Origin of the sequence: Pseudomonas sp. KBS0707, assembly GCF_005937945.2 — a bacterium.
Lineage (GTDB): Bacteria > Pseudomonadota > Gammaproteobacteria > Pseudomonadales > Pseudomonadaceae > Aquipseudomonas > Aquipseudomonas amygdali.
Map to the genome: position 1 here is coordinate 3,028,614 of NZ_CP041754.1, position 26,083 is coordinate 3,054,696.

The 26,083-nt window shown below is 59.8% G+C and carries 23 protein-coding genes; 16 read left to right on the forward strand and 7 right to left on the reverse strand.

The features are described from left to right. Positions 1 to 7: 7 nt before the first annotated feature. The 4 genes from FFH21_RS14255 to FFH21_RS14270 form a co-directional block, all read right to left on the reverse strand. Entirely contained in the window at positions 8 to 1,267 is a 1,260-nt protein-coding gene (locus tag FFH21_RS14255; RefSeq protein ID WP_004665504.1) for an amidohydrolase family protein, read from the reverse strand. Beyond that, on the reverse strand, positions 1,264 to 2,574 hold the full coding sequence (locus FFH21_RS14260; protein ID WP_011168723.1) for an MFS transporter: 1,311 nt from the start codon (positions 2,572 to 2,574) through the stop codon (positions 1,264 to 1,266). Before FFH21_RS14260 ends, FFH21_RS14255 begins: the two co-directional genes overlap by 4 nt. Positions 2,575 to 2,761: 187 nt before the next feature. After that, positions 2,762 to 3,673, reverse strand: coding sequence for a LysR substrate-binding domain-containing protein (locus tag FFH21_RS14265; RefSeq protein ID WP_004665502.1), 912 nt, complete (start codon positions 3,671 to 3,673; stop codon positions 2,762 to 2,764). Positions 3,674 to 3,696: 23 nt separating this feature from the next. Further along, positions 3,697 to 4,602: a LysR substrate-binding domain-containing protein gene (locus tag FFH21_RS14270; protein ID WP_011168724.1), complete on the reverse strand. Its 906-nt coding sequence runs from the start codon at positions 4,600 to 4,602 to the stop codon at positions 3,697 to 3,699. A 154-nt stretch (positions 4,603 to 4,756) separates the two neighbouring features. Between FFH21_RS14270 and FFH21_RS14275 the strand changes: the two genes are divergently transcribed. Beyond that, on the forward strand, positions 4,757 to 7,804 hold the full coding sequence (locus tag FFH21_RS14275) for an FAD-binding and (Fe-S)-binding domain-containing protein (protein WP_011168725.1): 3,048 nt from the start codon (positions 4,757 to 4,759) through the stop codon (positions 7,802 to 7,804). A 145-nt stretch (positions 7,805 to 7,949) separates the two neighbouring features. On the opposite strand, the gene yghX is transcribed toward FFH21_RS14275, so the two are convergent. After that, the gene (gene yghX, locus FFH21_RS14285) at positions 7,950 to 8,837 is read right to left on the reverse strand and encodes a YghX family hydrolase (protein ID WP_004665497.1); all 888 of its coding nucleotides are present in this window, start codon (positions 8,835 to 8,837) and stop codon (positions 7,950 to 7,952) included. A gap of 402 nt (positions 8,838 to 9,239) precedes the next feature. On the opposite strand from yghX, the gene FFH21_RS14290 reads away from it, so the two are divergent. From FFH21_RS14290 to FFH21_RS14340, 11 genes are all read left to right on the forward strand, one after another. Continuing rightward, on the forward strand, positions 9,240 to 10,295 hold the full coding sequence (locus FFH21_RS14290) for a GGDEF domain-containing protein (RefSeq protein WP_004662108.1): 1,056 nt from the start codon (positions 9,240 to 9,242) through the stop codon (positions 10,293 to 10,295). A gap of 108 nt (positions 10,296 to 10,403) precedes the next feature. Beyond that, entirely contained in the window at positions 10,404 to 11,354 is a 951-nt protein-coding gene (locus tag FFH21_RS14295; RefSeq protein WP_041924555.1) for a LysR family transcriptional regulator, read from the forward strand. Positions 11,355 to 11,594: 240 nt separating this feature from the next. Beyond that, entirely contained in the window at positions 11,595 to 13,055 is a 1,461-nt protein-coding gene (locus tag FFH21_RS14300) for an NAD(P)-binding domain-containing protein (RefSeq protein WP_011168727.1), read from the forward strand. Then, complete coding sequence (locus FFH21_RS14305) at positions 13,052 to 14,026, forward strand: ABC transporter permease (RefSeq protein WP_004665494.1); 975 nt, start codon at positions 13,052 to 13,054, stop codon at positions 14,024 to 14,026. Before FFH21_RS14300 ends, FFH21_RS14305 begins: the two co-directional genes overlap by 4 nt. Beyond that, positions 14,023 to 14,943, forward strand: coding sequence for an ABC transporter permease (locus FFH21_RS14310; protein WP_005743660.1), 921 nt, complete (start codon positions 14,023 to 14,025; stop codon positions 14,941 to 14,943). Before FFH21_RS14305 ends, FFH21_RS14310 begins: the two co-directional genes overlap by 4 nt. Further along, positions 14,940 to 15,938, forward strand: coding sequence for an ABC transporter ATP-binding protein (locus FFH21_RS14315; RefSeq protein WP_041924556.1), 999 nt, complete (start codon positions 14,940 to 14,942; stop codon positions 15,936 to 15,938). The genes FFH21_RS14310 and FFH21_RS14315 overlap by 4 nt, the downstream gene beginning before the upstream one ends. After that, complete coding sequence (locus FFH21_RS14320) at positions 15,928 to 16,941, forward strand: ABC transporter ATP-binding protein (protein WP_011168729.1); 1,014 nt, start codon at positions 15,928 to 15,930, stop codon at positions 16,939 to 16,941. The genes FFH21_RS14315 and FFH21_RS14320 overlap by 11 nt, the downstream gene beginning before the upstream one ends. 51 nt (positions 16,942 to 16,992) lie before the next feature. Further along, positions 16,993 to 18,558, forward strand: coding sequence for an ABC transporter substrate-binding protein (locus FFH21_RS14325; protein WP_011168730.1), 1,566 nt, complete (start codon positions 16,993 to 16,995; stop codon positions 18,556 to 18,558). A gap of 70 nt (positions 18,559 to 18,628) precedes the next feature. Next, positions 18,629 to 19,156 (forward strand): CMD domain-containing protein, encoded by a 528-nt coding sequence (locus FFH21_RS14330; RefSeq protein WP_004665489.1) that lies wholly within the window; start codon positions 18,629 to 18,631, stop codon positions 19,154 to 19,156. Further along, entirely contained in the window at positions 19,156 to 19,743 is a 588-nt protein-coding gene (locus FFH21_RS14335) for a peroxidase-related enzyme (RefSeq protein WP_011168732.1), read from the forward strand. Before FFH21_RS14330 ends, FFH21_RS14335 begins: the two co-directional genes overlap by 1 nt. A 120-nt stretch (positions 19,744 to 19,863) precedes the next feature. Continuing rightward, a complete protein-coding gene (locus FFH21_RS14340; RefSeq protein ID WP_004662127.1) occupies positions 19,864 to 20,661 on the forward strand; it encodes a phosphodiesterase in 798 nt (265 codons plus the stop codon). Positions 20,662 to 20,692: 31 nt separating this feature from the next. Here the strand turns inward: FFH21_RS14340 and FFH21_RS14345 are convergent, their stop codons facing one another. Beyond that, a complete protein-coding gene (locus FFH21_RS14345) occupies positions 20,693 to 21,028 on the reverse strand; it encodes a multidrug efflux SMR transporter (RefSeq protein WP_004662130.1) in 336 nt (111 codons plus the stop codon). Between the two features lie 25 nt (positions 21,029 to 21,053). Beyond that, positions 21,054 to 22,169 (reverse strand): decarboxylase, encoded by a 1,116-nt coding sequence (locus FFH21_RS14350; RefSeq protein ID WP_011168733.1) that lies wholly within the window; start codon positions 22,167 to 22,169, stop codon positions 21,054 to 21,056. A gap of 555 nt (positions 22,170 to 22,724) precedes the next feature. Between FFH21_RS14350 and FFH21_RS14360 the strand changes: the two genes are divergently transcribed. Genes FFH21_RS14360 through FFH21_RS14375 form a run of 4 tightly spaced genes read left to right on the forward strand, consistent with a single transcriptional unit; the run spans position 22,725 to position 26,082 of the window. Next, complete coding sequence (locus tag FFH21_RS14360; protein ID WP_041924809.1) at positions 22,725 to 23,795, forward strand: DUF6001 family protein; 1,071 nt, start codon at positions 22,725 to 22,727, stop codon at positions 23,793 to 23,795. Continuing rightward, positions 23,792 to 24,349 (forward strand): DUF6031 family protein, encoded by a 558-nt coding sequence (locus tag FFH21_RS14365; protein ID WP_005743669.1) that lies wholly within the window; start codon positions 23,792 to 23,794, stop codon positions 24,347 to 24,349. Before FFH21_RS14360 ends, FFH21_RS14365 begins: the two co-directional genes overlap by 4 nt. Next, positions 24,346 to 25,602, forward strand: coding sequence for an aspartate aminotransferase family protein (locus tag FFH21_RS14370; protein ID WP_005743670.1), 1,257 nt, complete (start codon positions 24,346 to 24,348; stop codon positions 25,600 to 25,602). Before FFH21_RS14365 ends, FFH21_RS14370 begins: the two co-directional genes overlap by 4 nt. Before the next feature lie 12 nt (positions 25,603 to 25,614). Continuing rightward, a complete protein-coding gene (locus tag FFH21_RS14375) occupies positions 25,615 to 26,082 on the forward strand; it encodes a type II toxin-antitoxin system RatA family toxin (RefSeq protein WP_004662138.1) in 468 nt (155 codons plus the stop codon). The last annotated feature ends 1 nt before the right edge of the window (position 26,083 follow it).

Here is a 26,083-nt window from a genome sequence, read left to right on the forward strand (position 1 = left end):
CGCCCGGTCAGACCAGGGTGTTCTTACGCACGTGACCGCCCTGAACAATCATCGCCAGATGCTCGCCCTGACCGACCAGGCAACCGATATCGCTCAGCGGGTCGCCATCCACCACCAGCAGATCGGCTATCGCACCGGCGCTGATGCAACCCAGTTCACCCTCGCGCTGGAGTATCTGCGCCGCAACACTTGTTGCACTGCGTAACGCCGCCAGATTACCGAGCAGTTCGGCGCGAATCTTCAGTTCGTGGGTCTGGTACTCGTGCATTTCCCCCAGTAAATCCGAGCCATAGCCCATCGGTACGCCCGCTTCGGCGAACAGCAGCAGGGCGTTGCGGCCGGCCTGGCGCACATCCTCGATTTTGGCCACCGAGTCCGCTGGCAGGCCGAGGCGCTCGCCGTACTCGGCAAGCATTTCATAGGTGACCTGAGTCGGCACCGCAAATGCGCCTTTTTCGGCCATCAGTCGGGCGGTGTCGGCATCCACCAGGTTGCCGTGCTCGATGGTTCTTACGCCGCATTCTATGGCGCGCCGAATCGCTCGTGCGGTATAGGCATGGGCCATCACGTAGGTGTTCGCAGCGGCGGCTTCGTCAACGATGGCGCGGATTTCAGCTTCGCTGTATTGGGTGTTGGCAATCGGATCGGTTGGTGACGAGACGCCGCCCGAAGCCATGATCTTGATCTGGTTGGCGCCTTGTTGCAGCTCTTCGCGCACGGCCAGGCGCACATTGTCGACGCCATCCACCACGCGGGCGATGGCCCCGGCGCGGAAGCAACAGGAGCAGGGCTCGTTGAGCAGCAATTCGCCGCGTGCGCGCATGTCGCCATGGCCGCCGGTCTGCGACAGCGCTTTGCCCGAAGCGAAGATCCTTGGCCCGGGAATCAGCCCCATCTGGATCGAACGCGCCAGCGCCCAGTCGGCGCCCCCAGCATCACGAACAGTGGTAAAACCGCGGTTGAGCATCGCAGCCAGAATCGGTAATGCGCGGTACATGATGATTGCGTTGGGTTGCAGGGCATTCATGCCCAGGTTGGCGTTGGAAGCCAGCACATGCACATGGCAGTCGATCAGGCCGGGCATCAGGGTTCTGCCGCCCAGATCGATAATCCGCGCGCCAACCGGGCCAGGCTCGCCTTCGGCACGCACGTCGATAATGCGCTCACCCTCGATCACGACTTCCTGGCCGGAAATCAATTGCCCTTTTTGCAGGTCCAGCAGGCGGCCGTTGCGCAGGATCAGGCGTGTAGGATCAGCAATACTCATTGGAAAGCTCCAGACAGGGGACGATGGGCAGCAGGCGCACGGTCGCGATACAGCAGCGCACCAATTCCGCTGACGACGGCCGCGAACATGATGTAGAAAGCGGGTGCCAGGTTGCTGCCGGTCGAGGCAATCAGCCAGGTGATGGTGAAGGTGGCAAAGCCACCGAAAATGGTGACGGCAAAGTTGTAGGCCACCGAAAGCCCGGTGGACAGCACGTGGGTGGGCAGTAACTCGCCGAAGGCGGCGAGGATCGAACCGATGTATCCGGAAATCAGCAGGCCGAGTACCAGTTCAAAGACCAGCAGCGAAAACAGTCCCGGCATCTGGTTGATGAACAGGAACATCGGGTAGGCGCTGAAGAGGATGGCAATTGCCGAGCCCAACAACCATGGGCGATGCCCGCTACGGTCTGCCAGGGCGCCGACAATCGGTGTGGCGACGATCAGTACTGCACCACCCATCATGCCCGCACTGAAACCCATCCATGACGGCAGGCCAAGCACGCGTTGGGCGTAGGACGGAATGTAGAACAGAATCGCGTAGGTGCAGACCGTCCACAGTACCACCAGCGAAAAGCTGATCAGGGTCTGTCGCGGGTAGGTCTTGATGACTTCGCGCAGAGGCGACTCGACTGGTTTGGCGGCCTTGTAGGCAGGCGTCTCATCCACCCGGCTGCGAATATAAAAGCCGACCGGCCCGATCAGTGTGCCAATCAGAAATGGCACCCTCCAGCCCCAGCTTTCCAGCTGCGCCTGGGTAAGGTAACTGGACAGAATGGCACCCAGCGCAGAGCCGAGCAGCACTGCAACGCCGATGCTGGCCTGAATCCAGCTGGAGTAGAAGGCTTTCTTGCCGGGCGGAGCATGCTCGGTCAGGAATGCGGTGGCACTGCCCATCTCGCCACCGGCAGAGAACCATTGCAGCAGTCGCGCCAGAACAATCAGCAGCGGTGCCAGATAGCCAATTTGCGCGAAGCTGGGCGTCAATCCGATGATCAGCGTCCCCAGCGCCATCAGCAGGATGGTCAGGGATAAAGCCGCCTTGCGCCCGCGCTTGTCACTGTTGATGCCCAGAACAATGCCGCCCACCGGACGCATGAAGAAGCCGACTCCGAAGGTCGCCAGCGCCAACAGGTAAGAGGTCAGCTCGCTGCCGGTGGGGAAGAACACTTTGGCAATGATCACCGAGAAGAAGCTGTAGACCGTGAAGTCAAACCATTCCAGGCCATTGCCGATCACCGTAGCGGTCACCGCGCGGCGTGCCTTTTGTTCATGGGTGCGTGAAGCAGAGGATCGTAATGTGCTCACTGGATAAGCTCCTGCATGCGATGCGCGCAGGGAAGCCCCTGCAGTGGCTGCATTGATTAAGGGGCAGGGTTGATGTAAGTGCGGCTGAGTCAGGTCTTTTTGCCCGTTTCAGTCGAGAGTAGGTGCTGGGCCGATTTTAAGAAAACGCTCATTGCGCAGGTTTGCATGCGCCAGATGCATGCAAGCGTCAGGGCCGGTGTGTCAGCGTGGCTATTTCATCTGTCAGCCATTTCTCGAACGCTCGCGCAGCGCGCCGGGGCGTCTTGCCGCTGGGGGTCAGCAGGTAATAGCCGCCTATTGCACCGACGCTTTTCTGGCAGGCCGGCACCAGCGCACCGGATTGCACGTGACGGTCAATCATCGGTTGCCAGCCAAGTACGATGCCGTGCCCGGCGACGGCCAGGTCGACCAGCACGGGGTACAGGTTGACGGTCATGCGCTTGCGGATCAGCGACGCATCAACGCCCTGGCGGTCGAACCAGTCTCCCCAGGACAGCCACTGGCGTTGCCCGTCTTCCAGCATCAGCAGGCAGTGGTCCAGCAACTGTGCAGGTTCCAGCAGTTGGCCGTTCAGGTAGTCTGGCGAGCAGTAGGCATTTACCGATTCGGCGAACAGCAAACGACTGTCGAGGCCCGTTGGTGATGTTTCGCGCAGGAAATACAGCGCCAAATCGAATTCCGCGCGAATCAGCGAGTCCAGCCCGTCAACCACTCGCAGGCGGATATCCACGGCGGGAAATGCATCGCGATAGCGTCCCAGCAAAGGGCCCAGCCACAGTGCGGCCACGCCGCTGGAACACGCCAGGGTCAGTTGTTGTTCGCCGCTATGGGTAATGACTTGTGCCGTGGCCTCTGCACACAGGGTCAGCACGCGCTGGATCTGCTCGGCGTAAACCTGCCCGGCAACCGTCAGGTGAATGCGCTTGTGCTCGCGACGAAACAGCGCGCGGCCGAGAAATTCCTCAAGTTGCGCGACCTGACGGCTGATCGCGCTCTGGGTGAGGTTCAGTTCGCTGGCGGCACGGGTAAAACTAGCGTGCCGAACGGCGGCTTCGAAGGCGATCAGGTTCTGCAAGGGTGGAAGGGGCTCGATACGCACAGTGGCTCCTGTTGCGGGCAGGTTTACAAAGGGTCGGGAAACGGCGTCGCCAGCAGCCAGTCCCTGAACACGCACAGCGATGGCAGGTTCTGAAAGCGCGTCGCGTACGCCAGGTAGTAATTGCGCCCGCTGTCCAGCGGTTCGAACAGGGTGACCAGTTCGCCGCTGTTGATTTCGTCCTGCACCAGAATGCGCGGTACCAGTGCGATACCGATGCCCGCCGCCACAGCCTGGATCAGGTGCGAGGTCAGTTCGAAACTCGGGCCGGGGCGCATGATGTGGTGGTCCAGCCGATTACTGTCGAACCAGTCCGACCAGGCATTGGGCCGCGATACCACGCTCAGCAACGAATGCTGGGCCACCTGCGCCGGGGTGATCGTCTGGTAGCCGACAAGCGCAGCAGGGCTGGCAATGACCACCAGTTTTTCGCTGACCAGCGGGTGGGCGATGTAACCGGGCCAGTTGCCGTTACCCGCACAGATGATCGCGTTCATTTCGCTGGCTGCCGGCGTCAGGTCGGCATGCACGATGCGTGAGTGGATGTGCACCACATAGCCCGGATGCCGGGTGTAAAAATCATTCATCCGCGGCAGCAGCCATTTGGAGCCGAAGGTGGGCAGCACGGCCAGGTGCAGCGTGCCGCCTTCTGCCTTGTGCGCAATGGTTTGCAGGGTTGCACTGCGAATACGGCCCAGCGCCGCGGCCAGCTCATGCTGGTACAAGGCACCGGCAGTGGTCAGTTCGATACGTTTGCCATCACGCTTGAACAGCTCGACTTCCAGTTGGGCTTCCAGCGCCTGCACCTGGCGGCTGACGGCGCTCTGGGTCAAGGCCAGTTCGTCTGCGGCTTTGGTAAAGCTGCCATGCCGCGCGGCCGCCTCGAAAGCGAGCAACAAAGACATGGAGGGCGTCAGTCTCCTGGTGTTCATTCATAAAACTCATGGAAAAACGGCATCTTTTACGTTTGCACTGAAGCATGACACACCGGAGAATCACGATAACCGTTGATAACGCCATGCATACGAGCGTTTCGAAGCATACGTGCTTTGCATATAAAACGCCTAGCCAGCCAGGAAGACCACCATGATTGCGCTGTTGAAACCGACCTCCGAGCAGGTCGGTCACTATGACCGTTTCCTCAACGCCCTGGTGGAGGGCGGCTTTCGCGGCGAAATAGCCAGGGACCTCGGCTCGCGTACTGTGCTGGCCACTGACAACTCCATCTATCAGCGCCTGCCGCAGGCTGCGGTGTTCCCGATGGACAGCCACGATGTGGCAATTGTCGCCCGCCTGGCAGCGCGGCCCGAGTACAGGCAGGTGGTGCTGACCCCGCGTGGCGGAGGTACAGGGACCAATGGGCAGTCGTTGACCGACGGCGTGGTGGTCGACCTGTCGCGGCACATGAACAATATCCTTGAAATCAACGTCGAGGAACGCTGGGTGCGGGTGCAGACCGGCGTGGTCAAGGACCAGCTCAACGCAGCGCTGAAGCCGCACGGGCTGTTTTTCGCGCCGGAACTGTCGACCTCCAACCGCGCCACGATTGGCGGCATGATCAACACCGACGCCAGCGGGCAGGGCAGTTGCACCTACGGCAAGACTCGTGACCATGTGCTGGAACTGACGACCGTGCTGCTCGGTGGTTCCTACGTCAACAGTCAGGCATTCAGCGCTGAGCAGCTGGCCAGCGAGCAAGCGCGTGTTGACCGTGCTGGCGATGTGTATCGCTGTGCGCAGCAGATCGCCGATACGCAGGCGCAATTGATCAAGGACGTTTTTCCGCCGCTCAACCGTTGCCTGACCGGTTACGATCTGGCGCACCTGCGTGAGGAAGACGGGTGTTTCAACCTCAACAGCGTGCTTTGCGGTTCCGAGGGGTCGCTGGGTTTTTTCGTCGAGGCCCGACTCAACGTCCTGCCAATCCCCAAACATTCGATTCTGGTCAACGTTCGTTATGCCGGTTTCATGGACGCTCTGCGGGATGCCAAGGCGTTGATGGCGCACAAGCCGCTGTCCATCGAGACCGTAGACTCCAAAGTTCTGATGCTGGCCATGCAGGATATCGTCTGGCACGGCGTGGCCGAGTATTTCCCGCAGGACCCGGCCACGCCGACTCTGGGCATCAACCTGATCGAGTTCAGTGGTGATGAGCTGGACGAAGTGGAACAGCGCGTCCATGCATTCGTCGCTCACCTGCAAAAAGACACCTCGGTGGTGCGCCTAGGTCATACCCTGGCAACCGGCAGCGCTGCGGTAAACCGCGTCTACGCCATGCGCAAGCGTTCGGTAGGGCTGCTCGGCAACGTCAAGGGTGAAGCGCGGCCGCAGCCGTTTGTTGAAGACACGGCTGTGCCACCGGAAAACCTTGCCGATTACATTCAGGAGTTTCGTGCGCTGCTGGACAGCTACGGCCTGCAATACGGCATGTTTGGCCATGTTGATGCAGGCGTGCTGCACGTACGACCGATTCTGGACATGAAGGACCCGGCGCAGGCTGCGTTGATTCGGCCAATATCCGACGCCGTCGCCGCGCTGACCAAGCGCTACGGCGGGCTGCTGTGGGGCGAACATGGCAAGGGCCTGCGTTCGCAATACGTGCCTGAGTATTTCGGCGAGTTGTATCCCGCATTGCAGGCCCTTAAGGCTGCCTGCGACCCGTTCAACCAGCTGAACCCCGGCAAGATCGCCACGCCTGCGACGGTGCCGGAATCACGCTTGACGCTGGTGGATGAAGTGACGTTGCGCGGTGATCTGGATCGCGCTATCGATGAACGGGTCTGGCAGAGCTACGACAGCGCGCTGCACTGTAATGGCAACGGTGCCTGTTACAACTACGACACCGACGATGCCATGTGTCCGTCATGGAAAGCCACCCGCGACCGCATTCACTCACCCAAGGGCCGCGCTTCGCTGGTCCGGGAATGGCTGCGTCTGCAAGGCGAGCAGGATGTCGACGTCCTGACCGCCAGCGCCAGGGCGCGGAATGCCAATGTGCTGAAAAGTCTTGCCGAGCGAACTGTCAACAGCGTGGCCAGAGTAGCAGGGCAGAAGGATTTCTCTCATGAAGTCTACGATGCCATGGCCGGTTGTCTGGCCTGCAAGTCCTGCGCGGGGCAGTGCCCGGTCAAGGTCAACGTGCCTGAGTTCCGTTCGCGTTTTCTGGAGCTGTACCACAGCCGTTACCTGCGCCCGATCAAGGATTACCTGATTGGCTCGCTGGAGTTCAGCATTCCGCACCTGGCGCGCTTTCCCCGGTTGTACAACGCGATCATGGGCGCAAAACCGGTGCGTTACCTGCTTGAGCACGTCGCCGGTATGGTCGACAGCCCATTGCTCAGCCTGATGGACTTTCGCGCGGCCTGCGCCCGCTGGAATGTCGGCATTGCCACGCCGCAGCGTCTGGCCGCGTTGAGCGAGCAGGAGCGCAAACGTACGGTGGTGCTGGTTCAGGATGCGTTTACCCGATACTTTGAAACCCCGCTTGCAGCAGACTGGCTGGAGCTGATCTCGCGCATGGGTTATCAGGTTTATCTCGCACCGTTCGCACCCAACGGCAAGCCGCTGCACGTGCAGGGTTTTCTGGCCGCGTTCGAGAAGGCTGCCAGTTTCAACAGCCAGTCGCTTGGCAGGCTGGCAGGGTACGGCATTCCGCTGATCGGTCTGGACCCTGCCATGACCCTGGTCTATCGCCAGGAGTACAGCAAGACGCTGGGCAGCGAGAATGTACCCGAGGTCATGCTGCCGCAGGAATGGCTGGCTTCTGCGCTTGAGGAGCAGTGTGACGCTCCGTCAGGTGAGACGTATTACTTCCTGCCGCATTGCACTGAAAAGACCAACGAGCCCGCCAGTGTCGGCCTTTGGCAGAAAGCCTTCGCTCGCGCCGGGCTCAGGCTTGATGTGCTGGCCAGCGGTTGCTGTGGCATGTCCGGCACTTATGGGCATGAAACCCGAAACGCGAAAACCAGCGACACCATCTATCGTCAGTCCTGGCAGCCGCTGGTGGCCCGGCATGGCGTTGAAGGTCGACTGGTCGCCGATGGCTACTCATGCCGCAGCCAGGTCAAGCGCCAGGATGGCAAAGTGGTGCAGCATCCACTACAGGTACTGCTGGAACGGGTGAGGGCGCTATAGAGAGGACGCAGAGCGTCCAGAACGGCATGCCCACGCGGAGCATGGGCACGATAGTTACAAAACTATCGTTCCTCACGCTCCTGCGTGGGAATGCCTTGCGTGATGCTGCGCGTCACAGATCTGTGCCGCGCCGTTCGGCCAGAACTTAGACCAGGTACTTGTTGAACCACCCCAATGTGCGGTCCCAGGCCAGTTTGGCCGCGGCTTCGTCGTAACGCGGGGTGGAGTCATTGTGGAAGCCGTGGTTGGCGCCCGGATAGATGTACGTTTCGTACGTCGTGCCAGCCGCTTTCAGGGCTTTCTCGTACGCGGGCCATCCTTCGTTGATGCGGGTGTCCAGTTCGCCGTAGTGAATCATGACTGGCGCCTTGATCTTCACCACGTCTTCGGCGTTGGGCTGGCGGCCATAGAACGATACGGCAGCGCCCAGTTCCGGGTACGCCACGGCTGCAGCATTGGCCACGCCGCCGCCATAACAGAAACCGGTGATGCCGACCTTGCCGGTGCTCGCGTCATGCTTCATCAGCCACTCGATGGCAGCGAAGAAATCGTTCATGAGCTTTTCCGGGTTAACGGTCTGCTGAAGCTCCCGGCCCTTGTCGTCATTGCCAGGATAGCCGCCGACCGAGGACAGGCCATCAGGTGCCAGCGCGATGAAACCGGCTTTGGCCACACGGCGGGCAACGTCTTCGATATAGGGGTTCAAACCGCGGTTTTCATGCACCACGACCACTGCCGGTACTTTGCCGGTGGCTTTTGCCGGGCGTACCAGATAGCCACGAACCTGACCATGCCCCTTGGGTGAGGGGTAGGACACATACTCGGCAACGATATCCGGATCGGTGAATTCCACCTGTTCGGCCAGCGCGTAGTTGGGGCTGAGGGAGGCGAGCAGCGCGCTGGCGGTCAGGCCGCCGAAGGTGAACAGCGCAGCCCGATCGAGAAACTCGCGTCGATTGATCCGGCCGTGCGCGTAGTAGTCGTAAAGCTCAAGCAATTCAGGGGCAAAGTCTTTTGCAGTGAGACGTTCCATCAGTACGCTTCCTTCTGAATCATTCAGGGCTGCCTGCGTGTTGGCGGGCTGATGGGCGCAGCGCGATCAACACAATGTCCGGTCCCGATAGTATTTCCAGAACACCGGGATCGCTACTGCAAATTGAAGAAAAGCCGTCATCCCTTACCGATCTCGCCAACGAGCCTGATGTGCAGGCCCGTGCCTGCTGCCAGTGGTTCAGGAAAATCAGGTATCTGATTGCACTACTTGTCATCAGTGATGTCCATTTGACTCCTTCGGCACATGCCGCGGCGTTTGCGCTGTGCAAACCAACATATTATCGAGCCGCCGTATCAAGCAGCGTCGGTTCAGGCCGACAACACATCATGATCTTCACCCCACGCTCATGGTCATATTCCACCTGCATTTCGAGATAACGTGATGATGACCCTCCCGACGGAAGACCGCACCCAGCTGTTCAAGGACACGGCTATCCAGTTCTGGAAACACATCACTCCGATCGTGTATGTCGCGCTGGGCATTCACTGTGTCTTGCTGATGGTGTTCCTGGGGCTGGGCATGAAGGTCCTGTGGGTAGCGAACATCGTCAGCACTCTGCTCTACATCAACTGCCTTTACCTGATCCGCAGACAGCGCTATCGCCAGGCCGGACAGCTAATGTGTCTGGAAATCATCGGCCATGCACTGCTCGCGACATGGGAGTTGGGCTGGGAAAGCAACTTCAGCTTCTACCTGTTCTGCGTGATCCCGATCATTGCCTTTACCTTTCAACTGGTCGCTATCAGACGCATTGCCTATAGCCTGGCGATACTCCTGTCGCTGGTCGGATGCTTCGCCTTTCGCCGGCACATGGGCCAGGAATCAGGCCTTAGCCAGAACGTGCTTGATGCGTTCGGTATCGTCAATGCGCTGGCGGCCACTATCCTGTCGATTTATGCCACCGCACTCTCGGTACGTTTCACGTCGTCGATGCAACTGAGCCTGTTTCATATTGCCAACCGCGACAGCCTGACCAATCTTTATACGCGCAGGAGAGTCCTGCATCGCATACGCGAGCTGGAGGCAAGGCGTCAGGGGTTCTCGGCTTCACTGATCCTGCTCGACATCGATCATTTCAAACAGATCAATGATCTTCACGGGCATGAGACCGGCGACGCGGTGTTGCAGCGGGTGGCCGAAGTCATCAGTTCAAGCGTGCGCAACAGCGATATGGCTGCCCGTTGGGGCGGTGAGGAGTTTTTGGTGCTGATGCCGGACACCGCGCCCGATGATGCACTGCGGGTGGCGGAGCGCATCTGGCGGCGTATTGCTGAAGAGGCCGGTCAGATTGATGAACGCAGCATTGCGGTCACCGCAACCCTTGCCATGGCAACCCTTGCCGCGGGCGAGACCTTTCAGATAACCCTCAATCGTGCCGACACGTCGCTTTATCTGGGCAAACAACAAGGCCGAAACCGGGTAATGATCGCCGGGTGAGGTGTTCATTCACCCAGTGCTCCATCAGCGTGTAGACTTTCGCGCTTTGAACAGAGGGCGCATTGCGTCGCGCTTCCTCATTGGCTATGTATCGATCAAGGCATGCTTATGGATTTGCGTCAGCTCGAAGCCTTCGCGGCGGTCATGTCGGCAGGCAGTGTCACTGCTGCCGGGAAAATGCTTGGCCGTTCTCAGCCATCGGTTACACGGGCCATTCAGGAGCTTGAGCAGGAATTGGGCTTTGCCTTGTTCGAGCGCAGCGGGCCGAAGGTCACGCCTACCCACAAAGCGTTCATGATGTATGGCGAAGTGGAGAGCGCGCTGCTGGGCGTGCGGAATATCCGCCAACGTGCGCAGCATATTGCCCAGGAAGAAAATCACCAGATCAAGCTGGTAGCGATCTCGGCCCTGGCGGCTGGTTTGCTGCCCACGGCCTTGTCGCGCTTGCCTGAACATCTGCGTCCGCAGCAGATCCAGTTGCAGAGCATGTCCCCGGAGAATGTGGTTCAGGCTGTATTGTCGAAAACCATGGACCTGGGCGCGGTAAGCCTGCCGCTGGAGCATCGCGGCCTGGAAATCCACTGGATCGGCGAAGCGCCTTGCGTGGCGGTATTGCCTGCCGATTCTGCGCTGGCCGCGCATGAAGTGCTGTCGATAGAGCTGCTGCGTCAGCAAACGCTGATCACCATGGCCAACCCGTATCGCTTTCGTCGACGCATCGACAAGGCGTTTCAGGACGCGGGCGGTCAGCCGCCGCGCATGCTTGACACCAATACGTCCCTGATCGCCATGCAAATGGCCAGAGTCGGGCTGGGCATTGCGCTGGTCGATCCGTTCACCGCTATCGGCGTGCCGTTGCAAGGTGTAGTGGTCCGGCCGATCGCCTGCAACATCCCGTTTTTCTTCGGTCTGATTTCAGCCTTCGCCAGCCCGTTGTCCGATGTGGCAAGCGCGCTGATCGATGAGATTGCCGACAGCGCAAAAACCCTGTTGCCGGCAATGATCATGCACGAAGCCAGCGCGCACGATGCCCTGTTGCAGAGCATTTATGCCGAGTGAGCGTGAGGTGCAATGCGTGTCGTGACGCTCCACGGCACCGGACGCAGAGCCCGTTAAAATTCCATTCAGTAATATCAATATGCTTTTTTGCGCATTGCGAGAATAAAAAGCGCCTCTTACTATTCGAATTAAGCATTCAAAGGCTTAAAGAATTCATTTAGTGCGACATTGGAATGATTCTTGAAGTGCTTGAGTCACCGCTTGGGCTTGTGGCCCGAACATTTTTTCGAGTACCGATCAATGTCCGATGTAAATTCACCTGTTGGTCTGGCGGCCCTGGAAGCTCGTTTGCAGCAGGATCTGGCCTGGCTGGACCTGCCTGCCAAGCCCTGGGTCAAAGCCAGGATGAGCGCCGGGCAGGCAGTGCTTGATGTGGCGATCATCGGCGGTGGCATGGCCGGTCTTGCTCTGGCCGCAGAACTGCGCAACCTCGGCGTGGCGGCGGTGATTTTCGATCAGTCCCCGGCCGGTTTCGAAGGCCCTTGGGCAACCACCGCGCGAATGGAAACCCTGCGTTCGCCAAAGCAACTGACCGGACCGGCGCTGGGGCTACCGGCGCTGACGTTCCGCGCCTGGTACGAAGCGCAATTCGGTATCGACGGCTGGGCATTACTGGACAAGATTCCACGCCTGCAATGGGCCGAATACTTGCGTTGGTATCGCAAGGTGCTGGCGCTGGACGTACGCAACGAACACCGTGTGAGCCGGGTCGCACCCAGAGCGGACGGCCTGATCGAACTGGATATCGTGACGCCTGTGCAAACGCAATTCCTGCTGGCCCGGCATGTGGTGCTCGCCACGGGCCGTGACGGTCTGGGCGGCCCCTGGGTGCCGGATTTTGCCCGGCAGTTGCCGGAGCATTTGTGGACGCATTCGGCGGCGGGCCTGCAGGATGGCTGGTTCACCGGCAAACGTGTGGCAGTCATTGGCGGTGGCGCATCGGCCATGGACAGCGCCGCCACTGCGCTTGAAGCGGGCGCAACGCGGGTTGACCTGCTCATCCGGCGCGCCGAGCTGCCTCGCATCAACAAAGGCAAGGGGGTCGGTAACCCGGGCATGGTTCACGGTTATTGGCGCCTGCCGGATATCTGGAAATGGCGCATTCGCCACTACCTGAACACTCAGCAAGTGCCACCGCCACGCGGCAGTACGCTCAGAGTTTCTGGTTCGGGCAAAGCCCGCTTTATGCTCGACAGCCCGGTGCTTTCAGTCGAAAAGAACCCGGCTGGCGGCGTGTGGCTGAACACGCCCAAAGCGCGTATCGAGGCCGATTTTGTGGTGTTTGCCACCGGGTTTCGTACCGACTTCCGCCAGCGCCCTGAATTTGCCCCGTTTTCGTCGCAGATTCGCGTCTGGCAGGATCGTTTCGAAGCGCCGCAAGGCGAAACCGACAGCGAACTGGCGATGCTGCCGGATTTGGGCAATTGTTTCGAGTTTCAGGAAAAGACCCCCGGCGGCTGTCCAGGGCTGAACCATATCCACTGCTTCAGTTACCCGGCAGCGCTGAGCTATGGCGCGGTGTCCGGGGATATTCCTGCCATCAGCGAAGGCTCCAAGCGTCTGGCTCATGCCTTGGTCGGGCAGTTGTTCAATGAGGACATCGTTCTGCATTTCGACACCATGCTCGATTACGCCGAGCCAGAGCTGCTGGGCGATGAGTGGGTGGCCAGCCAGCCGACCGCCGAAGAGCTGCGCCAATGATCGGCTGGGCGCTGCGCCGGCTCACTCAGTCGTTGCTGGTCATTATGTTGATGACCGTGGTGGTGTTCGTCGGCCTCAATGCCATCGGTAATCCGATGGATATTCTGGTTGGTGAAGACCTCAATCAGGCCGAACGTCTGCAGGCCATCGCTCACCTGGGGCTTGATCAGCCGCTGTGGCAGCAGTACCTGATTTTTCTCAAAGGCGCGGTTCACGGCAATCTTGGGCAAAGTTTTGTGTACCACGAAGATGCCATGCGCCTGATTCTGCAGCGCTTGCCCGCGACCTTTGAGCTGGCGTTCAGCGCCTTGTTTCTGGCCGTAGTCATCGGTGTGCCGTTGGGCATGTTCGCTGGTATGTACCCCGAGCACCCGCTTTCCCGGCTGATGATGGCTGCCAGCATCGTCGGTTTTTCGCTGCCGGCGTTCTGGGTGGCATTGATGATGATCATGCTGTTCTCGATCACGCTGGGCTGGCTGCCGGCCAGCGGTCGGGGCGAAACCCGTGAATGGCTGGGTGTGCAATGGTCATGGCTGACGCTGGACGGTTTGCAACATCTGCTACTACCTGCGCTGAACCTGGCGCTGTTCAAGATTTCGCTGGTGCTGCGCCTGACCCGTGCCGGAGTGCGTGAGGTGCTGCCTCAGGAATTCGTCAAATTCGCTCGGGCCAAGGGCCTTTCGCCGATGCGTGTGATGTGCATGCACGTCATGCGCAACACCATGATCCCGGTGGTGACGGTGCTGGCCATGGAACTGGGTTCGACTATCGCCTACGCCGTGGTAACCGAGAGCATTTTTGCCTGGCCCGGTGCCGGCAAGCTGATCCTCGACAGCATCAACATGCTTGATCGCCCGGTGGTGGTCGCTTACCTGATGGTGGTCGTGGTGATTTTCGTGGTGCTCAATCTGATCGTGGATGGCCTTTATTACCTGCTGGACCCACGCGTACGCATCGAGGCCTCCCGATGAATGTCATTGAAAAAGCCCCGATCGGCAGCACGCTGTTGCAGGCTCAATCGCCATGGCGGCGGGTGCTGACCGAGTTCTTCAGCTCACCGACTGCGGTGACAGGCCTGATGGTCCTTTTGGTCATTGTGCTGGTGGCTGTCCTGGCACCCTGGATCGTGGTGCAGAACCCCTACGACCTGATGCAGCTCAACGTTATGGATGCGCGAATGCCGCCAGGCAGCCTCAATATGGACAGCGGCTATACCTATTGGCTGGGCACCGACGGACAGGGTCGCGATCTGGTCTCGGCGATTATCTATGGCCTGCGCATCAGCCTGTGGGTCGGCATTGGCTCGGCGCTGATTGCGGCAGTGATCGGCACGTTGTTGGGGCTTGTATCTGCGTATGTCGGCGGCTGGGTCGATGCCTTGCTCATGCGTCTGGTCGACTTGCTGCTGTCATTCCCGGTCATTCTCATGGCGCTGATGATTCTCGCCTGGCTGGGCAAGGGCGTCGGCAACGTGATGCTTACCCTGATAGTGCTTGAATGGGCCTATTACGCCCGTACAGCGCGTGGTCAGGCGCTAACCGAAAGCCGTCGCGAATACGTCGATGCAGCGCGCGGGCAGGGCGTTGGTCCGCTGCGCATTGTGATCGGCCACATTCTGCCCAACTGCCTGCCGCCGCTGATCGTGATCGGCGCGCTGCAAATCGCCCGCGCCATTACCCTGGAAGCGACCCTGTCGTTTCTCGGTCTGGGTGTGCCGGTGACCGAGCCTTCACTGGGGCTGCTGATTGCCAACGGCTTTCAGTACATGCTCAGTAATGAATACTGGATCAGCCTGTTTCCGGGGCTGGCATTGTTGATCACCATTGTGGCGATCAATCTGGTCGGTGACCGTCTGCGTGATGTTCTCAACCCGAGGTTGCAGCGATGAGCCAGCCTGAGGTGTCAGCACAGCCAACCCTTGATGTGCGTGGCCTGTGCACTTCGTTCCATACCCGCGCAGGCGTGCTGCCAGCGGTGCGTGATGTGTCCTTGAGCGTGCAGCCGGGGCGTATTCTCGGCCTGGTCGGTGAGTCGGGTTCGGGCAAATCGGTCACCGGGTTTTCGATTCTCGGCCTTGTCGATGAGCCAGGGCGCATCAGTGGCGGGCAGGTGCTGTTCAAAGGGCGTGATCTGACCAAACTGTCTGCCTCGCAACTGCGCGGCATTCAGGGCAACCGGGTGGCGATGATTTTTCAGGACCCGATGATGACCCTCAACCCGGTGCTGCGGGTCGACACGCAAATGATCGAAGCGGTGCGCCCGCATAGCCCGCTCGGCAGGCGCGAGGCCCGTGAGCATGCCAGTCGTACTCTGGCGCTGATGGGCATCGCCAGCCCTGAAGAACGCCTGCGCGCCTACCCGCATCAACTGTCTGGCGGCATGCGCCAGCGGGTGGCGATTGCCATCGCGCTGCTGCACGCCCCGGACCTGATCATTGCCGATGAGCCAACCACTGCGCTGGACGTCACCATTCAGGCGCAAATTCTCAGTGAGGTGCAGAAGCTGGTACGTGAGCAGGGCACCTCACTGATCTGGATCACCCATGATCTTTCCGTGATTGCCGGGCTGGCTGATGACGTGGCAGTGATGTACGCCGGACGCATTGTCGAACAAGGCCCGGTCGCCGAGGTGCTGGATCGCCCGCAACATCCTTATACACAGGGGCTGATCGACAGCCTGCCAAGTCGCAACAAGCGTGGCCAGCGCCTGCGTCAGATAACCGGCATGGCGCCGGACCTTCTGTCTATGCCTGCCGGCTGCGCCTTTGCGGCGCGCTGCTCCAGAGCGTCGCAGATATGTGTACAGAGCGACCCCGAACCCCACGAGGCGGGACCGCGCCAGACGGTTCGCTGCTTTCATCCGGGAGCTGCCGATGCCCAGTGATCTGATTCCCCTTATCGAGCTGCACCAGGTCAGCAAGACCTTCGGCAAACCGGTGGCCGAGCACTCTCTTCAAGGACTGCTGCAGCGACTGCACCTGACCCGTCCGAAACCGGTGACCCATGCTGTGGATCGAGTCGATCTGCGGATCATGCGTGGCGAAGTGGTCGGGCTGGTGGGCGAGTCGGGCTGTGGCAAATCGACCCTTGGGCGCATGGTCGCGGGGCTGCTGCCGGTCTCGTCAGGTGTCGCATCGGTGGACGGCAAGCCGCTCGACAGCCTTACCACGCAGGAGCGCAAGGCGCTGCGCCTGAAAGTACAGATGATTTTTCAGGACCCGTCGTCAAGCCTCAACCCGCGCCTGAGGGTCGACCGTATCGTCGGGGAGGGCGCGCTGCTGCATGGCCTGACCGACCGCAAAGGGGCTGATGATTACGTCAGTGCCCAGTTGCAACGTGCCGGGCTCAACCCGCAGTTGCGCCAGCGTTATCCTCATCAATTCAGTGGCGGTCAGCGTCAGCGCATCGGCATTGCCCGTGCACTGGCGGTGCAGCCGGAACTGTTGGTATGCGACGAGTCGGTAGCAGCGCTGGACGTGTCGATTCAGGCCCAGATTCTCAACCTGTTCATGGACCTGCGCGACGAGCTGGGCCTGACCTATCTGTTTATCAGTCATGACCTGGGCGTGGTCGAGCATCTGTGCGACCGCGTGGTCGTGATGTACCTGGGCCGTGTGGTCGAGACCGCATCGGTCGATGACCTGTTTGCGCGTGCCAATCACCCGTATACCCAGGCCCTGCTGGCGCAGATCCCGCGCTTTGATATCCGCAGTACCCGTTATGACGCGATCCAAGGGGAAATCCCCAGCCCGCTGAACCCGCCAACCGGGTGTCATTTCCACCCTCGCTGTCCGCACGCCATGGCGCGCTGCCGCGAGGAAGTTCCAGCGCTGAGGGAGGTTTCGCCGAACCACCAGAGCGCGTGCCATCTGAATGATCAACGCTGAACGAGCGCCTGAAGCTCGTCACCCTCTGCCATTGCGTACAAGGAATCACCCATGAAACCACTCGTTCGTTCGTTGTTAGCGTCGGCCCTCGTTCTGGCCGCTGGCAGTGTCTCGGCGCAGGACTTGCGTATCGGTTATGCCGACCCGGTATCGTCGCTCGATCCGCAGCTCAACAACTATGCCGGCGACCGTTCGGTGGCGCTGCATGCCTTTGAATCGCTGGTCAGCCGCCGCGATGACAAGACCCTGCCGGGCCTCGCCAAAAGCTGGAAGGTCGTGGACGACACCACCTGGGAATTTGCCCTGCGCGATGACGTGAAATGGCAGGACGGTACGCCGCTGACCGCCGACGATCTGGTCTTCTCCTTCGAGCGCGCCCGCAGCGTACCCGGCAGTGTCGCGTCTTATGCAGGTGCCATGCGCACCGTTGAATCGGTCAAGGCCAAGGATGAGCACACGCTGATCATCAAGACTCGTCTGCCTAACGCCAACCTTCTGCCGGACGTCGATTCGATCTACATTGTCAGCCGCCATGCAGGTGCGACCGCCAGCAGCGCCGATTACAACTCGGGCAAGGCCATGATCGGCACCGGCCCTTACCGGTTTGTCTCATTCGTGCCGGGTGATCGCACGATCTTTGCCCGTAACGACAGCTACTGGGGCGCGAAACCAACCTGGGACAAGGTTGATTTTCGCTTCATCGCCAACGCCGCCAACCGTAGTGCGGCCTTGCTGGCGGGTGATGTGGACGTGATCGACAAGGTGTCGCCCACCGATGTGGAGCGCCTGCGCAAAACGCCGAGTGTCAATGTCTTCGCCTATCAGGGCTTGCGTGCGCTGATCATTCAACCGAGCTTCCGTGCCGGGCCGAATGAGTTCATTCGTGACAACGCAGGCAAGCCGCTGGCCGAAAACCCGCTGCTGGACGTGCGGGTGCGCAAGGCGCTGTCCCTGGCGATCAACCGCCCGGCCATCAATGAACGCATCATGCAAGGCACCGTCACCGAGGCCAATCAATGGATGCCGGCCAATACGTTCGGTTACAACCCGCAGATCAAGAACATTCCCTATGACGTCAAACAGGCCAAGGATCTGCTGGCGCAGGCAGGATTTCCTGAAGGCTTCCAACTGACTGTGCATGTGCCAGGCGACCGTTATCCGCAGGCACCGGAGGTCATGCAGGCGGTGGCGCAATTCTGGACGCGGATCGGCGTCAAGGTCCAGCTGGAGGTATTGCCGTGGGCTGTGTACGCGGGCAAGGCCAACAAGAATGAACTGGCGATCAGTGTGATTGCCTGGGGCAACGGGACTGGCGAAGCGGCATATGCCCTGACCAACATTCTGACCACGGTCGACAGCAGCAAGGGGCAGGGCGCGTCCAACTGGGGGCATTACAGCAATCCGCTGGTAGACAAGGCACTGGCTGATTCGACCGCCGAATTCGACGAGGCCAAACGGCGCAAGATTCTTCAGGACTCGGTTCAGGTGGTCAGCGACGACGTCGGCATCATCCCGCTGTTCCATTACCAGAACATCTGGGCGGCGCGTAAGGGCCTGAAGGTCGAGCCGCTGGTCAGTGACCGCACGGCGGCAACCATGGTTACCGAGCAGCCTTGATCTCCTTTCATTCACGCGCCGCTTCTTGAAGCGGCTGCGCGCATGCAACCACAGCATTGCAGGACCTGTCATGACATCGACCACTGAACATTCGACGCCTCCGGACACTCTGGATAGCCTGTTGGGCATCGCGCCAGCCAGCCCGTTGCACGCAATTCGGCATGCGCGGGACAAGGTCGCACTGGCCACCCAGGGTAGCCAGGATTTGTTTTTTGCTCCGAGGCTGGAGCACAACCTATCGTTGAACGAGCGTCTCTGGGTTGCCTATTACGCGACCCTGCTGAGTCTGCAACCGACCCTCAGCGAGCATTATCTTTCGCAATTGCAGGCGACTGGCGCGCAGGCAAGCGTACTGGCCGATGTGAGCGCCAGCCGAATCGACCTGCTGGAGGACCCGCGCCTGGCTGCGATCCTGCGCTTTACCCGCACCCTGATCGAGTCTCCGGTACACGGTGATCAGAGCGCGTTGCAGGCGCTGCAAAAACAGGGCCTGAGCACCGCTGAAATAGTGGTGCTGGCGCAACTGATCGCCTTTCTGTCCTACCAGGTGCGTCTGGCCGCAGGGCTGGGTGCTTTAAAGTCTGCCGGAGCAGCCTGATGAGCGAACTCATAGAAATTGAAGGTTTCACCAATCAGGTACTGAGCTGGAAAGCCTGGCTGCCAACCGTGGACCTGAACAGCGCGACCGCCGGGCAGGTTGCGGTGCTTGAAGAAAGCCACCCGCAGGCCAAGACCTCGGATTACTACCTGACCCTGGCACATCACCCTGACATCCTTCGTCAGCGCTCACAGGCGTTCAACGCGATCATGTACGCACCGGGTGGCCTGTCGCGCGCCGAGCGGGAGCTGGCGAGCACTGTCGTGTCGCGGATCAACCGCTGCGTGTATTGCGCGTCAGTGCACGCGCAACGCTTCGAACAACTGGCCAAGCGCAATGATGTTATCGCCCAGGTATTTGCCGCCCCCCATACGGCAGGTACGACCGCGCGTGAAAAAGCCATCGTGCAGTTCGCCATCGACCTGACGCTCGAACCGGCCTCGCTCAACGCCGGGCACATCAATGCACTGCGCGAGCAAGGGCTGGACGATGCGCAGGTGCTGGACCTGATTCACGCTATCTCGATATTCGCCTGGGCCAATCGGCTCATGCTCAATCTGGGAGAACCAGTGTTTCCCAAGGTTTAAAGACTGCGGTGTTCTCAATCGCTGCCGCGCTTCAGTAATGGCCGGGGCGAAGTCTGGCACGGTCGTTGCAGGTTCGCTGTACTAGTGGATAAGCGACCTGGTCACGATTGAGGTAATGGAATGCTGATAGCGCACATTTCTGACACGCATGTACGACCCAGAGGGCTGCTCTATCAAGGCGTTGTCGATTCGAATGCAATGCTGGCGGCTGCCGTCGACACGATAAACGCCCTGGATCCGGCGCCTGATCTGATCCTGTTCAGCGGTGATCTGGTGGACGAGGGGCGACCCGAGGAGTACGCAATGGCCCGAGAGCTGCTGCAGCCGCTGCGCCAGAGGCTTTTGATGATACCGGGCAACCATGATCATCGGCAGAACCTGCGTAGTGCCTTCCCGGAGCACGATTACTTCATCAATGAGGAAAACTGCAGCTTCGTCGACTCGGGTTCCGCGCCGATGCGCATCATCGGGCTGGATATCAGCGTGCCCGACCAGCACCACGGCGACATGACCGATACCGCCACCCAATGGCTGGATCGTACACTGGCGCTGGAGCCTGACAAACCGACGTTGATCATGATGCATCAGCCGCCGTTTTCAAGTGGCATTCACTGCATCGACGCCTATCGCTGTGAAAGGGGCGAGCGGCTGGCCGAGGTGGTCTCCAGATACCCGGCTGTCGAGCGAATCGTCTGCGGTCATATTCATCGTTTCATGCAGCTGCGCTTTGGCGGCACGCTGATGTGCACGGCCCCGAGCACGACGACGGCCATTGCCTTGCAACTGCGCCCGGATGCTGCCGACGCTTCCTATGTCGAGCCTCCCGCGCTGTTGCTGCACCACTGGAAGGCCGACACCGGTCTTATTACCCACTGGGTGCCAATAGGCCGTTTCGAGGGGCCTTTTGACTTCGCTTGAACCGATGTATGAGCCTGGCAGCCATGCGCTGTCAGGCTACTTGTTCCTTGGCCAGATTGACCAGAATGATGCCCGCGATGATCAGGCCGATACCGCTCACGGCCATTAATGTGGGCACCTGTTGATAGCGAAACGCGGCAATGACAGTGATCAGCGTAATGCCCAACCCTGACCACATGGAGGTGATCAGGGACATGGGCAAGTCCCGTTGTGCATACCCCAGGCAGACGATTCCGAGCCCGTAGCCCGCGATAGAGGCAATAACCGGGACCCAACGGGTAAACCCGTTACTTTCTTTCAGTGCGATGGTCGCCACTGTTTCAGCGACAATTCCTGCAAGCAGGAACAAATAGGCTTTTATGAGCATGGCGGCAGATCGCTTTTTCAGGCATTCAGGAAGGGAGAGAAATGATGCGGTCGGCGTAAAACCCGTTGAACGGGGTGCGCAGGGACACCGAGTAAGCGCCGGTCGATTGGAATTCCAGCCAGTCGCTTTCCCTGATATCGCTGGCGAGCGAGTAGGGGAAGGCCAGGCGATCCATGCTGTCGCAGGTGGGGCCGAAGATATTGAACGTGTTTTCCGCAGCACCGGTGTAAGGGGTGCCGTCTCGCCACACGCGTGCGGGAAATTGCAGCCACTGCTGGGCTGAGAGCAAACCGCCAAAAATACCGGCACCACAAAAAACGCTCTGCTCGCGTCTTGAAAGCACCCGTGCAAATAGCGACATGCCGCCGTAGACCAGACCACGACCCGCTTCGCAGATCAGGTTCAGGTCCTTCAGTGTCGGGCTGGTCTGGATATGGTCGCAGACTCTGCCAACCAGGTCTGGCGTGTTACCCATGGAGTTCAGGTAATTACCCGGAAACCCGCCACCGATATCCAGGTGCCTGACGTGCTCGGCGGTGTCGCGCACAATGGCATCGGCGTCATTGAGGGCCGCGAGCCACGGGCCGTCTTCAATGGCTTGCGAACCGACATGGAATGACAGCCCGAGTGACCAGTCGGTGCTGGACGCCACTTGATGCACCAGTTGCGTCGCTAACACCGGACTTGCCCCGAATTTTCCTCTGAGATCATAAACCGCCGTCGACTCGGAGGGTGCGTAGCGCACGAACAGGCTGATCGTGCTGTCGCGTTCGGGCAACACGTCCCGCAACTTCGAGAGTTCCTCCTCACTGTCGAGCACAAATGAACGCACGCCATACCGATAGTAGGCCTCGTGGAGGCAATGACGGGACTTCACTGGGTTCATCAGGTATTGAACTGCGGTGGGCAGCGTGTTGTGTACCGTCTGCACCTCTGCAAGCGACGCCACGTCAAAATGATTGATACCACCCTGGCTCAAGGCTTCAAGTACTTGCTCAAGTGGATTGGCCTTCATTGCATACAGCACGGTACCTGGAAAACAGCCACTGAATTGCTGCGCATTCCGGGTGATCCAGCGCGGGTCAACGGTATAGAAGGTGTCGTTGGTGTCGTCGGCTAATTGTGCAAGAAGTGTGTCCACGTTGAACTTCCCTGGCTTCGAAGTGTGAGCAGAGCTTGAGCAAGCTTCGTGCCACTGCTTTATCAGACGGCTGAACAAACTTAACGGCAGTGATCTAATAAACATGTATACAAGACGATAAGCCAAAACAGTGCGATTTTGACGCTATCGAGTCGGCATGGTGCAGTTGCTTACGTGCACTTAAATAATAAACACGGATAGCAATTTGCTACTTCTAAAAGTGGCTTATACATAATTCGATACATGTATTAAAGTTGTCATGTTTCGAAAGCTTGCGTAAAAAAGTCAGTTAAATTATAGGCTTGCCGATCTTTCAGTCACGCTTAATGCCGGCGTCGGCGATTATCTGGAACCTTGCCAATACACGATGATCAATAACGGTGGCACGCCACTTGCTGGGTACAACATCGTGAAGTAATGGGGGGCTTGTTCCATTGCGTCAGCGCTCGCGTTAACGACGACAAAGTAATTCATGGTCATGGATCAGGCAGGGGGTTGCTCGGCAAGCCGAATAGCAGCCCCAATGAAGTCACCGTTATCGAGTGGAAGGTGTACATGGATTTTCGTGCTTTTTATTCAGGCAATGCCCTGCAGTTTCTGGCCTCGCGCCAACTTGCTTTTTCTGAACTGGAAGAGGTTGTAAAACGCCAGTATGCCGATGCACAACTGGCGCTGATCTGCAGCTCTCCCGTACATGGCATCGCTAATGCGGCCAGTGATATAGACCTGATATGTGTGACCGATGATCGGCAGTCCGATCAATCGATGGCCTCGCAGATTTACCACAATGAACACCATATGGAAGTGGTGGCATTTGCCCGCGAAGAAGTTCACAACGCGTTCTCCCAACTGGCGACGGACGCACACAAAACTACCGCACAGAAACTCGTTGCGTTCAAGCAGTGGGACAAGCAGCAGGCGGTATCGCGAAAGTACCTGGAGCGCCTGGTCTGCGCGGTGTCGACCGATCAGTCGCTTCCTTATCTGGACAGTCAGAAGGACTTGAGTTCGATCTGGTCGGTGGCAGCGTTCGACGACTTCCGCCAGAGCGCCTGCTTTTCAGTGCTGGCCTGGCGCAGTGGCGAATACCGCGCGGCCGCCGCCTATGCCTGCAACGCCGCACTGTTTCTGATGAACGCGACGCTGGCCAGCCACGGCTGGGTCAACTCCAATCGCAAGTGGACACTCCTGCGATGGGACCGCGCGCTCAACCGGCACGGCATGCTGAATGACGACGGCCTTGCCCGTGCCATCGGGCAGCTGTGGCAACGCGCCTATCCTGCCTGCCGCAATGGATTGCAGGGGGCAGGCCTCATGCAATTGTGTGAATTGACCCAGCTCGCCGAGCAAACCTTTGCCTGCGAAGCGGACTATGCCGCGTTAAAACCAGGTATCGAGCGTTCCGCCGCCAGTGCGTTTTTGCCGGGGGTCGACTTTGTGCTCACCGACGATCAACAGGCGACGCTATTGGCACGTCTGGATGTGCCAGAGCTGTCCAGCACCCGCCCGATCAATCTTGCCGAGCAATCACCTGAGGCTGCCGCCTGTCTTCTGCGCGCTGCGCGTGCCGGACTCGTCAGCTTCTCACTCAAGGATCACAACCCGATGCAGGGAGCACACGCATGACTGCAATTTCAGCACAGGCAGCCGGTCGCCAGTGGTTTCCCCGGCTGAGTGGCGGCTACGTATACCCGGCAGGGCCTTACGCGCAAAAGCTGATATCGGTGGCCTGGTTGCTGATGACCGAGCTTGAAGCCTATCTGGAGGACCTCGAAGGCGCGGCGAACGAGCCTCAAGTGGTGGATGCGCTGAGAATCAAGCTGGCTGAATTGATGGTCGACATTGACTGCCGACTCGCCGGTGCCGACACCCCGAACGAGTTGCACCAGTTCGCCTTGTTCAGTGAATACGGGCTCACAGACGTCGTTGCTCACTCCGGGCCAGTCGCCGTCGAATGGCTGGGCGTCCCCACGGATACCGATGCCGACCGCAGTGATGAGGCGAGCCGGTTGATCGAGCTGTTCAAGGAAGTTCTGCAGGCCTTTCCCGGAAAGCTGTTCAACCCGTTGCTGCCGGGTACTCAGGGCCAGGTCCTGCGGACCCTGCGTGACTGGGACCGCTCCTGCCGCCTGGCAGGACGCGATGCTGCCTTTCTGGCTCCTTTGATGAGGTCTCTATGAACAGTCATGTCATGACCGCGCCTGCAAGTGTGCCGGTGCGCAAATCATCGTTTGTCGAGCGTTACGGGGCGGTTTTCGGCCGCGAGCAAGGCCTGATGCTGCGAATGGCAGGGCTTACCGCAGCCGAGCACTCGGCCCAGGGTTCGTGGATAACCGATGACACCGGCCGGCGCTGGCTGGACTTTGGTTCATTCGGGCTGCATCTGCTGGGCCATCGGCACCCCGCGGTGGTCGCTGCTCTGACGCGGCAAGTGACGTCGCTGGGCCTTTCAAGTCGGATATTGGCCAACGAACCCAGCCTCAGCGCAGCCGAGCGCCTGGTGGCCTGTGTCGGTCGGCCGGGCAATGGCGTGCTGTACGGCAACAGCGGTTCGGAGGTCATCGAAGCGGCGCTCAAACTGGTGCGCATGCAGACCGGCAAGCGGCGAATCATCGCGTTGACTCATGCTTATCACGGGCGCACGAGTGGCGCGCTGGCGGTCAGCTATGGCTACAGGGGGCACGCCTCGCTGATGCATGCCGAAGATGTGGTGTTCATCGATGCCGGTGATTTGGACGCTGCACGCAAGACACTGGCAGAAGGCGATATTGCAGCGGTCATCGCCGAGCCTGTTCAGGGAGAGGGCGGAATCAGGCCGGTGGACCTGAGCTTTCTGGGAGAACTTGCCGGGCTATGCCGCGAGCATGACGCGTTCATGATTCATGACGAGATTCAGTCAGGTCTGGGGCGCAGTGGTTCGTTGGTTTGCGGCGCGCCAGCCGACATCATCGTGTTCGGCAAAACCCTGGGCGGTGGCGTGTTCCCGGTTGCCGCCGCCATTTACGACAGCAGTCGGTTCGGCGCGCCCGCGCGTGATCCTGTCGTGCATGCCTCGTCCTATGCGGGCAGCGCCCTGGCCGGGGCAGTGGTCAACGCGGTGCTCGACGTGGTTAGCGATCCCGCATTCTGCGAACGCGTCAATGAGCTTGGGCAAGTGGCCATGGAAATCCTGCGCAAACGTCTGCAGGACTGCCCGGCAGTGGCTGAAGTACGCGGTAGTGGCCTGATGATCGGTGTGGAGTTCACCTCCAGCAACTATGTGGCGCAGACCCTGATCGAGGCCGCACACCGCAACGTGCTGCTGGCTTTCTGCCTGAGCGCAACCCGGGTACTGCGGGTTTATCCCGACGCGACCATCACCCGGGACGACCTCGAACAGGGCATCAACAGTTTCTGTGATGCCGTCGATGCGGCCTATCGTTCCATCCAATGACGGAGAGTTCCTATGCCTGATGTATCAACCAGTGTGCTTCTTGGTGACTTCGAGCCTGGCGAAGTGTGGCCGATCCTCTCGGACTTCGCCCGCTATCCCGACTTCATGAGTGATGTGCTGGAGGTGATCGTTCACCCCCGGCAGAGTGAATATGTCTCCAGTACGTGGCGCGTGCTGATCAATGGCAGCGAGCTGACCTGGACCGAGCAGGACTGGCTCGTGACCAACGAGCGCATCGAGTTCAAGCAGACCGATGGCGACCTTGAGGTCTGGTACGGCGAGTGGCTGCTGATACAACGCGCCGATGGCTTGCATGTGGACCTGAATGTCACCTTCGACCTTGGCATCCCGTCGCTGGCCGAGGTTTTGCACCCCATAGGCGAGCGCGCGATTCGCGCCAATAACATCCAGATGCTCGACGGTATACGCAATCAATTGCTCGCTCGCCGTCATCAGCCGGTTGCGGCAGGGGGCTGTTGAT